General features: G+C 74.5%; 15 protein-coding genes. 10 read left to right on the top strand and 5 right to left on the bottom strand.

Annotated elements, in window-relative coordinates:
* Window positions 1-105: 105 nt before the first annotated feature.
* The 4 genes from ACZ5D2_RS06640 to ACZ5D2_RS06625 all read left to right on the top strand — a co-directional run bounded on the left by ACZ5D2_RS06640 (window position 106) and on the right by ACZ5D2_RS06625 (window position 4,691).
* Window positions 106-390, top strand: coding sequence for an SHOCT domain-containing protein (locus tag ACZ5D2_RS06640; RefSeq protein ID WP_371681376.1), 285 nt, complete (start codon window positions 106-108; stop codon window positions 388-390).
* On the top strand, window positions 387-1,259 hold the full coding sequence (locus tag ACZ5D2_RS06635) for an ABC transporter ATP-binding protein (RefSeq protein WP_468927648.1): 873 nt from the start codon (window positions 387-389) through the stop codon (window positions 1,257-1,259). Before ACZ5D2_RS06640 ends, ACZ5D2_RS06635 begins: the two co-directional genes overlap by 4 nt.
* A complete protein-coding gene (locus tag ACZ5D2_RS06630; protein ID WP_468927645.1) occupies window positions 1,256-3,826 on the top strand; it encodes an FtsX-like permease family protein in 2,571 nt (856 codons plus the stop codon). Before ACZ5D2_RS06635 ends, ACZ5D2_RS06630 begins: the two co-directional genes overlap by 4 nt.
* 118 nt (window positions 3,827-3,944) lie before the next feature.
* On the top strand, window positions 3,945-4,691 hold the full coding sequence (locus ACZ5D2_RS06625; protein WP_371680320.1) for an SOS response-associated peptidase: 747 nt from the start codon (window positions 3,945-3,947) through the stop codon (window positions 4,689-4,691).
* Here the strand turns inward: ACZ5D2_RS06625 and ACZ5D2_RS06620 are convergent.
* On the bottom strand, window positions 4,675-5,322 hold the full coding sequence (locus ACZ5D2_RS06620; RefSeq protein WP_371680321.1) for a MerR family transcriptional regulator: 648 nt from the start codon (window positions 5,320-5,322) through the stop codon (window positions 4,675-4,677). The genes ACZ5D2_RS06625 and ACZ5D2_RS06620 overlap by 17 nt on opposite strands.
* 109 nt (window positions 5,323-5,431) lie before the next feature.
* Between ACZ5D2_RS06620 and ACZ5D2_RS06615 the strand changes: the two genes are divergently transcribed.
* From ACZ5D2_RS06615 to ACZ5D2_RS06605, 3 genes are all read left to right on the top strand, one after another.
* Window positions 5,432-6,430, top strand: a complete 999-nt coding sequence (locus ACZ5D2_RS06615; protein WP_371680322.1) for a hypothetical protein — start codon at window positions 5,432-5,434, stop codon at window positions 6,428-6,430.
* A gap of 61 nt (window positions 6,431-6,491) precedes the next feature.
* On the top strand, window positions 6,492-6,917 hold the full coding sequence (locus ACZ5D2_RS06610; protein ID WP_371680323.1) for a GNAT family N-acetyltransferase: 426 nt from the start codon (window positions 6,492-6,494) through the stop codon (window positions 6,915-6,917).
* 116 nt (window positions 6,918-7,033) lie between these two features.
* Entirely contained in the window at window positions 7,034-7,444 is a 411-nt protein-coding gene (locus ACZ5D2_RS06605) for a GNAT family N-acetyltransferase (protein ID WP_371680324.1), read from the top strand.
* A gap of 21 nt (window positions 7,445-7,465) precedes the next feature.
* On the opposite strand, the gene ACZ5D2_RS06600 is transcribed toward ACZ5D2_RS06605, so the two are convergent.
* Window positions 7,466-8,587: a sulfite oxidase gene (locus ACZ5D2_RS06600; RefSeq protein ID WP_371680325.1), complete on the bottom strand. Its 1,122-nt coding sequence runs from the start codon at window positions 8,585-8,587 to the stop codon at window positions 7,466-7,468.
* A gap of 105 nt (window positions 8,588-8,692) precedes the next feature.
* Between ACZ5D2_RS06600 and ACZ5D2_RS06595 the strand changes: the two genes are divergently transcribed.
* The 3 genes from ACZ5D2_RS06595 (at window position 8,693) to ACZ5D2_RS06585 (ending at window position 10,926) form a co-directional block, all read left to right on the top strand.
* A complete protein-coding gene (locus ACZ5D2_RS06595; protein WP_468927638.1) occupies window positions 8,693-9,565 on the top strand; it encodes a class I SAM-dependent methyltransferase in 873 nt (290 codons plus the stop codon).
* A gap of 37 nt (window positions 9,566-9,602) precedes the next feature.
* Window positions 9,603-10,394, top strand: coding sequence for a class I SAM-dependent methyltransferase (locus ACZ5D2_RS06590; RefSeq protein WP_371680327.1), 792 nt, complete (start codon window positions 9,603-9,605; stop codon window positions 10,392-10,394).
* Between the two features lie 154 nt (window positions 10,395-10,548).
* Window positions 10,549-10,926 (top strand): hypothetical protein, encoded by a 378-nt coding sequence (locus tag ACZ5D2_RS06585; protein ID WP_371680328.1) that lies wholly within the window; start codon window positions 10,549-10,551, stop codon window positions 10,924-10,926.
* Between the two features lie 28 nt (window positions 10,927-10,954).
* On the opposite strand, the gene ACZ5D2_RS06580 is transcribed toward ACZ5D2_RS06585, so the two are convergent.
* From ACZ5D2_RS06580 to ACZ5D2_RS06570, 3 genes are all read right to left on the bottom strand, one after another.
* Window positions 10,955-11,338, bottom strand: a complete 384-nt coding sequence (locus tag ACZ5D2_RS06580; RefSeq protein ID WP_371681377.1) for a GntR family transcriptional regulator — start codon at window positions 11,336-11,338, stop codon at window positions 10,955-10,957.
* 125 nt (window positions 11,339-11,463) lie between these two features.
* Entirely contained in the window at window positions 11,464-12,450 is a 987-nt protein-coding gene (locus ACZ5D2_RS06575) for an ABC transporter permease (protein WP_468927634.1), read from the bottom strand.
* Window positions 12,447-13,391: an ABC transporter ATP-binding protein gene (locus tag ACZ5D2_RS06570; RefSeq protein ID WP_371680331.1), complete on the bottom strand. Its 945-nt coding sequence runs from the start codon at window positions 13,389-13,391 to the stop codon at window positions 12,447-12,449. Before ACZ5D2_RS06570 ends, ACZ5D2_RS06575 begins: the two co-directional genes overlap by 4 nt.
* Window positions 13,392-13,443 lie beyond the last annotated feature (52 nt).

Below are 13,443 nucleotides of genomic sequence, written 5' to 3'. Positions count from 1 at the left end.
CCGGTGCAGCCGGCCGTACGACGACCCGGACCCCCTCCCGGAGCGAGGCTCGGAAGCAAGACGAGACCCCCGCTTCCGAGGAGCCGAACCGACATGGACACCACCCTGACCACCCTCGCCCACGACGGGCCCGCCCCCTGGCTGCTGCTCTTCCCCCTGGTGTGGGCGGCGGTCGTGATCACCGTCGTCACCGTGCTGCGCCGTACCGTGTGGCGCGGTGGCCGACGCGGACCGTGGCAGAACCGGGCCGCCGCGTACGGCGAGCACTCCCCGATCGCGGTCCTGGGACGGCGCTTCGCCTCCGGAGAGATCGACGAGGACGAGTACTGGCGCCGGCTGTCCGTCCTCGACGAGCAGTTCGGCCGCTCCCTCCGGGACGGCGCGGCATGAGCCCCGCCACCACCGCCACCGCACCGGGCGGCGGCGAACGCGCCGCCGCACGCGTCGTCGACGCGGTCAAGGTCTACGGCCGCGGCGACACCGAGGTGCGGGCCCTCGACGGGGTCAGCACCACGTTTCCGGCCGGCCGCTTCACCGCCATCATGGGACCGTCCGGTTCCGGCAAGTCCACCCTCATGCACTGCGCCGCCGGACTCGACACTCTGACCTCCGGCTCCGTCCACATCGGAGGCACCGAACTCGGCGCCCTCGACGACCGCGGGCTCACGCTGCTGCGCCGTGAGCGCATCGGCTTCGTCTTCCAGGCCTTCAACCTGGTTCCCACCCTCACCGCCGCCGAGAACATCACCCTCCCCCTGGACCTCGCCGGCACCCGGCCCGACGCCGCCCGGCTGGACGTCCTGATCGACGTCGTCGGGCTCCGCGACCGCCTGCACCACCGGCCCGCCGAGCTCTCCGGGGGCCAGCAGCAGCGCGTCGCCGTGGCCCGCGCCCTCGCCGGCGACCCCGAGGTGGTGTTCGCCGACGAACCGACCGGGAACCTCGACTCCCGCGCGGGCCAGGAGGTGCTCGGCCTCCTCGGCAGGGCGGTGCGCGAGATGGGCCGTACGGTCGTCATGGTCACGCACGACCCGGTCGCCGCCGCCCACGCCGACGAGGTCCTGTTCCTCGCCGACGGCCGCCTCGTCGACCGGATGTCGGCCCCGACCGCCGACCGCGTCCTGGACCGCCTCAAAGCCTTCGACACCTCCGACACCTCCGACACCCTCGGCGCCTCCGACACGTCGGAGACCTTCGGCGCCACTGGCACCCGCAGCGGCACGGGCGCGGTCGCCCGCCCCGGAAGGCGGACGTCATGAGCGCGGCCCGCACCACCCTGCGACTGGCCACCGCCTCGCTGCGCGCCCGCAGACGCCGCTTCGCCGGAACCTTCACGGCGGTCCTCCTCGGCGTCGCCTTCCTCGCCGGAACCCTCGTCATGGGCGACACCCTCCGCGCGAGCTTCGACGGCATGTTCGCGGGCGCGGCGAGCGGCACCGACGCGGTCGTGCGCGGCTCGCGCGTCGTCACCGTCCCCGGCCAGGCCCAGGGCAGCCGCCAGACGGTCGCCGCCGACCTCGCGGACCGGCTCCGCGCCGTCCCCGGCGTGGCCGCCGTCGAGCCCGACATCCAGGGCGCCGGGCAGCTCGTCGGCAAGGACGGCCGCCCGGTCGGCGGTCAGGGCCCGCCCACCCTCGCCGGGAACTGGATCGCGGACCCCCGCCTCAACCCGTACCGCCTGGCCGAGGGCCGCGCACCGCAGCGCACCGGCGAGGTCGTCGTCAACCGGGGAGCCGCCGTACAGGGCGGCCTCGCCGTCGGCGACACGACCGTGCTGCGCACCCCCGACCCGGTCCGCGTCACCGTCGTCGGCCTGGCCACCTTCGGCGGCGCCGACGGCATGGGGCAGGTCACGTACACCGCGATGACCCGCGCGGACGCCGAGAAGTACCTCACCGCCGGCCCCGGCCGGGCGGCCTCCCTCCTGGTCCGGGCCGCCCCCGGCACCACCCAGCGCCGACTGGTGGAGGCCCTCGGCCCGGTGCTGCCGCAGGGCGTCGAGGCCATCACCGGGCAGGAGGCGGTCGAGGAGAACACCGAGATGATCTCGGGCCGGTTCCTCGGCCTGTTCACCACCCTGCTGCTGGTCTTCTCCGGGATCGCCCTGCTCGTCGCCACCTTCGGCATCCACAACACCTTCGCGATCGTCGTCGCCCAGCGCACCCGCGAGAACGCCCTGCTCCGCGCCCTCGGCGCCGCCCGCCGCCAGATCCTCGCCGGCACCCTGGCCGAGGCCGCGGTGGTCGGGGTCCTCGCCTCGGTGGGCGGCCTGCTCGGCGGCCTCGGCGTCGCGGCCGGCCTCCGGGCGCTCTTCCCGGCCCTCGGATTCCCCTTCCCCGAAGGGGACCTGGTCGTCAGCACCACCTCACTGCTGCTCCCGCTCGGCGTCGGCGTCGCCGTCTGCCTCGGCTCCGCGCTGGCACCCGCCGTACGGGCGGGCCGCACGGCACCCCTCGCGGCCCTGCGCGAGAGCACGGTGGACCGCTCCGGGGCCTCGCGGGCCCGCACGCTCGCGGGCGCCGTCCTCGGCGCCGCCGCCCTCGCGGCGATCCTGGCCGGGGTCCCGGCCGCGCCGTCGCCGTGGCTGTCGGGGACGGGGGCGGTCCTGGCGACCGCCTCGTTCGTCGTCCTCGGACCGGTGACGTCCTCGTACGCCGTACGGATCCTCGCGGATCCCCTGCGCCGGCTGCGCGGGGTCCCGGGAGCCCTCGCGGGACGCAACGCCGCGCGCGACCCCCGACGGACGGCGGCCACCGCGACCGCGCTGATGATCGGAGTCGCCGTCGTCAGCCTCTTCACCGTCTTCGGGGCCTCCCTCAAGGCCACCATGGACCGGACGGTGTCCCGCTCCTTCGCGGGTGACGTCGCCATCAGCACCCCCGCGTTCGGGGCGGGCGGCAGCGGCCTCAGCCCCGCGCTGGCGCCCGCCGTGGCGGCCCTGCCCGAGGTGCGGAGCGCCGTGGGCCTGGGCAGGGGAGTCGCGGAGGTCGACGGCTCCGGCCGCGCCCTGACGGTCACCGACCCGGCCGCCCTCGCCGTCGGCCTCGACCTCGGCACGGTGGAGGGACGCCTCGACTCCCTCGGCACGGACGGCATCGCGGTCAGCGCGAAGGAAGCCGGCCGGCACGGCTGGCGGCCGGGCAGCGGCCTCGAACTCGCCTTCACCGACGGGCAGAAGCTCCCGTTCACGGTCCGTGCCGTCTACGACCGCCCCGACCTCGCCGGCGACTACCTGATCACCCGTGCGGCCTGGGCCCCGCACCGCGCCCAGGACTCCGACACCCTGGTCGCCGTCACCTTCCGGGACGGGGTGTCCGCGGCGGACGGCGCGGCCGCGGTGGAGCGTACGGCCGCCCGGTACGGCGGCCCGGAGGTCCAGACCCGGGCGGAGTACGCCGCCTCCTCGGCGGGCGGCATCGACATGATGCTCACCCTCGTCTACGCCCTCCTCGCCCTCGCCGTGCTCATCGCCCTGCTCGGCATCGCCAACACCCTCACCCTCGCGGTGCACGAACGCACCCGCGAACTGGGACTCCTGCGCGCCGTCGGCCAGACCCGGGCCCAGCTACGGGCGATGGTCCGCTGGGAGTCGGTGCTGGTGGCCGCCTTCGGCACGGCGGGCGGCCTGCTCCTCGGCGTCCTCCTCGGCTGGGTCCTGGTGACGGCCTCGGCGGGCGCGGGGGACGACGCCCTCGCCTTCACCGCGCCTCCGGCGCAGCTCGCGGTGGTCGCTCTGGCGGGACCGGCGGCCGGCGTCCTCGCAGGACTGCGCCCGGCCCGTCGGGCGGCCCGCCTGGACGTCCTGCCCGCCGTCGCCGCCGCATAGCCCCACCCACCGGGGGACGCGGGCCCGGTCGCCCGGGAGCGGCCGGAGTCGAGATTCCGAAGGGAGTGAGGCTCCGCGCCGCCCTGTCCGGCGGCGGTCCGCGTGGCAGGCTGGAGGCATGTGCGGCCGATACGTCTCCACCCGCAGCCCCGAGGACCTGACCGGCCTGTTCGGGGCCGCCGCGCCGGGCCCCGACGCGGTGGTCCCGCCCAGCTGGAACGTCGCCCCGACCGATCCCGTGTGGGCGGTACTGGAGCGCGCCGACCGCGAGACCGGGCTCCTGGAACGCCGGCTGCGGCCGCTGCGCTGGGGGCTGGTGCCGTCCTGGTCCAAGGACCCGGGCGGCGCGGCGCGGATGATCAACGCCCGTGTCGAGACGGTCGCCGAGAAGCCGGCCTACCGCCGCGCCTACGCCACACGCCGCTGCCTGCTGCCCGCCGACGGCTTCTACGAGTGGCAGGCCGTCCCGGCGACCGCCACCGCCAAGGCCTACAAGCAGCCCTACTTCATCAGCCCGCAGGACGGCACCGTGATGGCGATGGCCGGCCTGTACGAGTTCTGGCGCGACCCCGCCGTCACGGACGGGGACGACCCGGCCGCCTGGTGGGCGACCTGCACCGTGATCACCACCGAGGCCACCGACGCCGCCGGCCGGGTCCACCCCCGGATGCCGCTGGCCCTCGCCCCCGCCGACTACGACGCCTGGCTGGACCCCGGGCACCGGGACCCGCACGCCCTGCGCACCCTCCTCGCCACCCCCGCCGAAGGCCGCCTGGAGGTCCGCGCGGTCGGCACCGCGGTCAACAGCGTCCGCAACAACGGCCCCGGGCTCCTGGACGATCCGGTGGTCACCCGGACCCGCTGACCCCGGACGCCTCCTGGGCGCGGGCGGAGGCGTCCGTCTGCGCCAGCCTGCGCAGCGCCGCGAACATCCTGTCCCCCAGGACCGTGGCCACGGCCACCGATTCGACGAGGTCCTCACGGGAGGTCTTGCCGGACAGGGACGCGAGATCCGCGCCCGCCACTTGCGCCGCCGCCTCGGCGTAGGTGTCGAGCACTCCGGCGAAGCCGGCGTGCCCGGCCCGCGCCAGGGCCGCCAGGGCCGCGGCGAGGGCCTCGCCGGCCGGGCAGTCCGGGGACGCCCGCCAGCCGCGCGCCTCGATGAGCCGGGCCACCCGCTCGCGTGCGAGGACGGTCTCGGCGTCCGCCTCCCCTCCGTGCTCCGGCACCAGCCGGTCCGTCACCGCCCCGAGGAGTTTGTGGACGGGCCGCTCCGTGTCGTCGACGGCCGCCAGTACCTCGCGGATGGCGGCCAGAGAGAGCCCGCCGACCTCCAGGAGGCCGCGGACCAGCCGCAGCCTGCGCTCGTGGGCGTCCCCGTAGCTCGCCTGGTTGGGACTGCTGAGCTCACCGGCCGGGAGCAGCCCCTCCCGTACGTAGTACTTGATCGTCGGTACCGGTACCCCGGTCCGTGCGCTCAGCTCGCCGATGCGCATCCTCGCGCCGTCCCTCCGTCGTGAACCCTTGCCGCCGTCCCCCGAATCATAGATAGTGGCGCTACCGGATAGCGGTAAGTGCCGCTATCCATTCTCTTCTGGGGTTTCCATGACGTTCTCCTCCTTAAGGACCTGGCACCGCCCGCTGGTGCTCTTCGCGGGCCTGATGGCCGTCTGGGCGGTCGGCTCGACCGTGGGGCTGCTCGTCGACGGCCGGGTCCTGTTGGGCGCCCCCATCTGGGCCAAGCCCCTCAAGTTCGCGCTCTCCTTCGTCGCCTACGCCCTGAGCCTGGCCTGGATGATCTCCCTGCTGGAGCAGGCCCGGCCCCGGCTGCGGCGGCCGGCCCGCTGGGCGGGCACGGTGGTGGCGGCGGCCAGCGCCGTGGAGATGGTGCTGATCACCTGGCAGGTGGTGCGCGGCCGCCAGAGCCACTTCAACCGCGCCACGCCCTTCGATGCCCGCCTGTACGACACGATGGCCGGGACCGTCGTGGTGCTGTGGACGGCGACCCTGGTGATCGCGGTTCTGCTGTTCCGGGCACCCCTCGCCGACCGCGCCGTCGCCTGGGCGATCCGGATCGCCGCGCTCCTCGCCCTGGCCGGGGCCGCGGTGGGCTTCCTGATGACCCCGGCCACTCCCGGACAGCTGGCCGCCGCCCGGGACGGGGCGCCCCCCGTGACCGGTGCGCACGCGGTGGGCGTACCCGACGGCGGGCCGGGAATGCCGCTCACGGGATGGTCGACCACCGGTGGCGACCTGCGCGTCCCGCACTTCTTCGGGATGCACGCCCTCCAGCTGCTGCCGCTGTTCGTCCTGCTCCTGACGGCGCTCGCCGCCCGGTACGCACGGCTGCGCGACGAACGCGTACGGCTGCGGCTGACGCTGGTGGCCGGCGCCACCTGCGCGGCGGTGCTGGCGCTGCTCGTCCGGCAGGCGCAGAGGGGCGTACCGCCGGCCTCCCCGGACGGGCCCACGCTGCTCGCCGGGGCGCTGATCGCGGTGGCCGCCGCCCTCGGCGCGACACTCGCCCTCCGGCTGCGCGGGCCCGCCACGAAGGCGCGTCCGGCGCCGGCGGAGACGGCCCAGCCTGTTGTCAGTGCTCCGTGAGACGCTCGCCACGACCGACAACTCCCATCCGCACCTTCACGGACACATGCGAGGCGAAGACATGACCACGGGGAACGAGAACGCCGCCTACGAGATCCTGCCGGGCGTTCCGGACGTCGCGACCTACCGGATGCTGCGCGGTGCGACCGGGCTCGGCGCCAAGAGCGTCGAGGGTTCGGCGATCGGGCTGCCGAACTCCTGGTACTGCGTCACCGTCGCCCACCACGGCGACACCGTCGGCATGGGGCGGATCGTCGGCGACGGCGGCTGCTTCCTCCAGGTCGTCGACATCTGTGTCCTCCCGGAGCACCAGGGGCAGGGCCTCGGCAAGCTGATCATGGCCGAGCTCACCGCCGAACTGGAGCGGCGCGCGCCCAAGGGGACGTACGTGTCCCTCATGGCCGACGGCGACGCCCGGCACCTCTACGCGAAGTTCGGCTTCGTGGATCCGGCGCCGGCGTCGGTGGGCATGGCCCGTCTGCTCTGAGGCAGGGGCGTCAGGGGCGGCCGGGGGGGCGATGCCGGGCGCGGCCGGCAGCTCGTACGATCATGATCGAAAGCCCGCGCCCGCGCGGGCGCCGTGCACCGAGGAGAGTCAGCCGCATGTGGTCCTGTGAACGCGTCGTCGGATCCGCCCTCGACGTCGATGAGGTCATCGGCCTCTACCGGGCGTCGACGCTCGCCGAGCGCCGCCCGGTCGACGACGTGGAACGCTTCGCGCGGATGCTGGCCGGCGCCAACCTGGTCGTCACGGCCCGCACCGACGAGGGACGTCTCATCGGCATTGCCCGGTCGGTCACCGACGGCGCGTACGCGACCTACCTCAGCGATCTCGCCGTCGACGCCGCCCACCAGTCCAAGGGCGTCGGGCGCGAGTTGATCCGGGTCACCGGCGAAGCCGCCCCGCAGGCCACGATCATCCTGCTCGCCGCCCCGGCGGCCGTCGACTACTACCCCCGGGTCGGGTTCACCGCGCACCACTCCGCCTGGACCCTCGACGGCCCCGAGGAGTGAGGCCGGCGCCCGCCGCGGCGCTCACCCGCGGCACAGGACGGGCACCCGCTGGACGGCGTTGTTGCCGAAGCCCCCGCGGTTCCACACCTGTCCGAGCGGCTGGGTGCGGCCCGCGGCGTCCGTCGCCCGCGCCATCAGGACGTACCGGCCCGGCACGGCCCTCCACACGCCGTGCCAGGCCTGCCACGCCCCGCGGGCCCGGCCGTCCCGCACACCCGGCTCCACCGCGGCGTCCGCCCACGTCCGGCCCCCGTCACAGCTCAGCTCGACGCGGGTGACCGGCCCGTGCCCCGACCAGGCGCGCCCCTCCAGGGGTACGGGGCCCGCGCGCACGACGCGCAGGCGGGACATGAAGTCGGGGAACCCCGGCGGAACCATCAGGGCGCGCGGCGCGATCACCGTCACCGGCTCCCCGGGGTCCTCGGGGTCGCGCCGGTAGCGGTAGGCCACCGCCTGCTGGAAGCCCTCGAAGGGCACGTCGGACAGCGTGATCTCCCGCAGCCACTTCACGTGCGCCATCCCGTACCAGCCCGGCACCACCAGCCGCAGCGGAAACCCGTGCTGCGGCGGCAGCGGCTCGCCGTTCATCGCGTAGGCGAGCAGCACCTCAGGGTCCGTGCCGGCCGCGACGGTCACCGGCAGGCTGCGCGCGTAGTCCTGTTCGACCCCGCGCTCCACGCCGTGGTCGGCCCCCGTGAACACCGCCTCGACGGCCTCCGGCCCCACCCCGGCCTCGGCGAGCACCGTCCGCAGCGGCACCCCGGTCCAGTCGGCCGTGCCCACCCCCTCGACCAGCCAGGGCTGGCTGACGGGCCGGGGCAGCAGCCGTGCCCGGCCGTTGCCCGCGCACTCCATCGTCACCCGGTGCGTCACCGCCGGCAGCGCGCGCAGGGCCGCCAGGTCCAGCGCCAGCGGCCGGCGGACCCGGCCGCCGACCGTCAGCCGCCAGGCGCCGGGGTCCGCGGCCGGGATGTCGTAGTGCACCAGTACGTAGTGCAGGCCGGCCGGCGTGACCTCGTAGCGCAGGGCCTCCAGGGGCAGCCCGTGGTTGCGGGCGGCGAGCGCCAGCTCCTCGGCCCCGATGTCCTCGTCCTCGGCCGCCAGCCGCCCCGGGACGCTGATCCCGCTCAGGGCCGTGTCCATACCCCCATGGTCGCGCGCACCATCCGACCCGGCACCCTGGGACCAGGGTGACGCCTTGCCGATCGGCAGAGTTGAGCGGGCACCGGGATGGGGACGGAAACGGGGATGGGGATGGCGAAGGAGACCGGGGCGGGGCCGGACAGGGAGGGACGGGTCGACAGGGCGCGTGCCCAGGTGTTCGGGGAGGTCGCCGAACTCTACGACGCCTCCCGCCCGGGGTACGCGGACGCGCTGGTGGCCCGGGTGCTGGAGTACGCGGAGCCGGGGGAGCGCCCGGCGCTGGAGGTCGGCGCGGGCACGGGCAAGGCCACGGTGCCGTTCGCCGAGGCGGGCACCGCGCTGGTCTGCGTGGAACCCGATCCGCGCATGGCCGAGGTGCTGCGCCGCAACACCGCCCGCTTCCCCCGGGTACGGGTCGAGGCCGGCGGGTTCGAGGAATGGCGGCGCGACGGGCGCCGCTTCGGGCTCCTGTACGCCGCCACCTCCTGGCACTGGCTCGATCCGGCGCGACGCCTGGACCTGGCCCGCGAGGCGCTCGACCCGGGTGGCGCGCTGGCCCTGTTCTGGAACCCGCAGGGGGTGCGCGACCCGCGGCTGCACACGGCGCTGGCCGAGGTCGACGCCCGCCACGGGATGACGGGGGCGCCGCACGGCGAACTCGCCTCTTCCTACGGTCGGGCACCGGGCGACTGGGCCGGGACGCCGGGCTGGCCGGCGGCCGAGTGCCGGGCCCACGGAGGGTTCACGGACCTGTGCGAGGTCCGTTTCCGCGAGGACCGTTACTACGACACGGACCGCTACCTGGGCTACCTGGCCTCCCTCTCCCGCTACCGGGTCCTGGCCCCGGACCACCGTGAGCGGGTCCTGGCCGACACCGCCGGGGTGCTGGACGCGCACGGCGGGGGCATCGCCATGGAGCACTTCAGCGACCTGCTGCTCGCCCGGACGGCGCCGCCGGTAGGGGACACCGTGTCGTAGCCCGGCGGCGCGGCCCCGATGGGCCGATAGTGGGGCTGTGAACGACAGGTCGAGCAAGAGGGGACAGGCGGGCGGGACCGGGGACCCCGCGTGGTCCGGACGGGCGGGTGCGGAGGCCTTCGCGGCGGTGGAGGCGGCCACGGACTGGCTGCTCGGCTATCCGTTCGTCTTCCGGGCCCTCGCCCGCAGGATCCGCGGCGGTGACGTCCTCGTGGACTACGGATGCGGCCCGGGCACGGTCGCCGACCGCGCGGCCCGGGTGCTGGGAGCCCGGGTGGTGGGAGTGGACACCTCGCCCGAGATGCTGGCGCTGGCCCGGGCCGCGGACACCGCCGTGGTGGAGTTCCACCTGGTCGAGGACGGGCGGGCGACCGGCCTGGCGGACGGCTGCGCGGACGCGGTGATGTGCAACCACGTGATCGCGTCGCTGCCCGACGAAGAGGCCGTCCTCGGCGTCTTCACCGAGATCCGCCGCCTGCTGCGCCCCGGCGCCCCCTGCGTCCTGCTGGCCACCGATCCCGCCTGCACCGGCCGGGAGTACGCCTCCCTGAGGATCGGCGAGCCGGGCGAGGTGTACGGACCGGGCGACGAGCTGACCGTACGGCTGCGGCGCACGGACGGGACCTGGCAGGAGGTGCGCAATCACGCCTGGCCCCCCGGGATCTATCCGGAACTGCTGGAGGGCGCGGGCTTCCGCGAGGTCGTCCAGCAGCACCCCACGGTGGAGGAGGCGCAGTCCCTCGCCGACCCGGACCTCCTGCGCGCCCGCCACTGGACGGCGGAGCGCGAGCGGCCGCCCCTGGTGGTCACCACCGCGCTGGCGGTCTGACCAGCGGAAACCAGCTGGTACCGAACACCCATTTGTCGGCTGATGGTTCGACTTCTGCGGTGTTCCATCGAAAGTCGGACGATCGGCCGGATCGTGTGGGAGTCTGCTGCGCACGCGAGGCGAGAGCGCGCGCATCCGTCACCGGGGAGGTCTCATGCGTGGATCACTGCTGCGTAAATCCCGTGCAGTGCTGGTGGGTTCGGCCATGGCGCTGGGGGTGGTCGGGCTGACGGCCGCTCCGGCCAGTGCCTGGTCGGGCGGGAACGTCTGGGTCAACTTCGGCGACTGGAACTGCCCGGGGGGAGGGTCCGTGATCGGCGTCTACTGGGCGGTGGACGCCTATTCCAGCGGTCCGGCCGGCGGTGACTGGGGCGACAACGTCATCTACCCGCGCGTGCGGGTGGGTTCGGGGTCCTACAACACCCTGAGCTACCAGACGGTGTGCAAGAAGTGGGGCTGGTACCAGTTCCGCGGCGTGGTCGGCTCGCGGACCCTGACCCCGTACAAGTCGGGCCTGAGCTACACCTACTGATCCGGCACCGCCGGAGGCCTCTGCCCGGTCAGCTCGTGGGGATGTGCGCCGGCCGGGGCGTGATCCCCGGGTAGGCCTCCCCGAGCACGGTGTCGAACAGCGTCGTGACGTCGTCCGCCGTCATCCCCTGCTCCCGCGCCTCCCGCATCCACTCCCCGAGCCGGCCCCGCAACGGGGACTCCGGTGCGGTCTGCGGGGTGGCCAGCGAGCGGGTGATGAAGGTGCCCGACCCCTGCCGCACCTCGACCAGCTCCAGCCGTTCCAGTTCGCGGTAGGCCTTGAGGGTGGTGTTCGGGTTCACCTTGGTGGTGGCGGCGACCTGTGCCGCCGTGGGCAGCTTGTCCCCCTCGGTCAGGGCGCCCATGCGGAGCGCCTGCTCCACCTGGTGGACGATCTGGAGGTAGGCGGGCATGCCGCTGCGGCGTTCGATGCGAAACACGACCACGGTGCCCGCCTCCTTGATCCTTCGTGGGTTCTTCCAGCCTAGGGCTTCGACGCCGCCGCGGCGGCCCGCGGCGGTCCCCGGCCCGCGGCGGCCTACAGGGCGCGGCGCCGGGCCCGCCACAGGAGCGCGCCGACGAGCGCGGCGGCGAGTGCGACGAACCCCGCCGCGGCGGCCCACTGCATGCCCGCCATCTGGTCCTTGGTGTAGTGGTCCGCCACCCGGTTGACGATGCCGAGAGCGCTCCGGCAGTTCTCCGGCGCGCTGTCGTGCGCGCAGGTGCCCCAGCCGTAGAGCTTCCCGGACGCGGTCGCGAACCACTCGTCCACCACGACCACGTGGTCGAGCAGGGCGGGCCGTTCGGCGGTGAGCGGGTAGGTGAGCCGCCTGGGGGAGTCGAGCCGGGTCCGGAAGACCCCCGCCGCGATGACCGCGACGCCCGAGACCAGGAAGGTGGCGGCCATGGAGGCCACGGTGCGGCGCAGCAGCGCCCCCGCCAGGATCCCGAGGGAGGTGGTGAACAGGGCAGTGGCGACCCCGGCCGGGCCGGTGACCTCGAACACCGGGTGGTTCAGCCAGTCGTTGGCCGCGAACGGGCCGGCGGAGCGCCACCACCAGGCGTAGAAGAGCCCCAGGACGCCCGTCGTCACGGCGGCGAGGGTCAGGGCGAAGCCCACTTTCCACACCAGCCACCGGGTGCGGGAGAGTGACTGCGTCGTGACGAGCCGCGCGGTGCCGTTCTCCTGATCGGCGGAGATCAGCGGCGCGCCGAGGAACACGCCCAGCAGCACGGGCAGGAAGGCCAGCGAACTGCCCGCGGAATTCAGGTCGTTGGTGATCGCGTTGACGACGTTTCCGTCGATCTCCGCCCCGGGCTTCCCGGGCCAGCCGGCGCCGTGCAGGGCGTCCAGCATCGCTCCGCGCTGGTACACGATCCAGGCCGCGCCGAGGACGGTGGCCGCGGCGCACGCGATGAGGGCCGTACGGTGCTGGCGGGCCACGAGCCAGGCGAGTCCGCGCAGCCTGCGGGTCGGGACGGACGCGGCACGCCTGCCGGAAGCGCCTTGGGTGAGCGTGCTCATGCGGCGGACTCCTCTCGGTGGTCGGGGGCGGCGGTGGGGGAGAGCAGTGCGGGGGCCGCGGGGGAGCGGAGGTAGGCGAGCAGTACCTCCTCCATCCCGGGTTCGGACAGTTGCCACGCGCCCTCCAGCGGTCCCTGACGTCGGACCAGGGCGGTGAAGTGCCGCCCGGAGGTGCGTACTTCGATCACGGTGTGGGCGTTCAGGGCCGCGGGCAGGGTGCCCTCATCGGTCACTCCGGTCACCAGCGTGTGCATCGGCACCAGTTCGTCGGCCTCACCCGCCATGCGGACACGGCCGTCGGCGAGGACGAGGAGGTAGTCGCACATGTCCTCGATCTCGCTGAGCAGGTGCGAGGACATCAGGACGGTCGTTCCGTGCTCGGCGGCCTCGGACAGCAGCAGGGCGCCGATCTCGTCCCGGGCGACCGGGTCCAGATCGGCCATGGGCTCGTCCAGCAGCAGGAGTTCGGGCCGCTTTCCGAAGGCGAGCGCGAAGGCCACGCGGGTGCGCTGGCCGCCCGACAGGGTCTCGACCCGGGCCCCGAGCGGTACCTGGCCGGACCGGACGATCCGCTCGGCCGCCTGCTGGTCCCAGCCCGGGTTGAGTTCCCGGCCCATCCGCAGGGTCTGTTCCACGGTGAACCTCTTGAACAGCGGCTTGTCCTGCCCGAGGTAGGCCCACCGGGCCATGGTGCCGGGCTCGTCGGCCGGTGCGCCGAAGATCCGCAGCTCGCCGGCCGAGGGCTCGGCCAGGCGGGTCGCCAGGTTCAGCAGGGTGCTCTTGCCGGCGCCGTTGGGCCCGACGAGCGCGGCGATGCGGCCCGCCGGGACCCGGAAGGAGCAGTCCTTCAGGGCCCAGCGCCGCCCGTACTTCTTGCCGAGCCCGCACGCTTCGAGGGCCCATCGGGCGTCCGCCGCGCCGGAGGTGGTCGTGCCTCGCACAGCTTCCCCCTTTCCTTCAGTCCACTAGATAACTAGTGGAATCATGGACTCA

It is taken from the genome of Streptomyces sp. NPDC031479, assembly GCF_055581065.1.
Note: the sequence above shows the minus strand (reverse complement) of the source record. Positions and strands in the feature narration are given on the sequence as shown.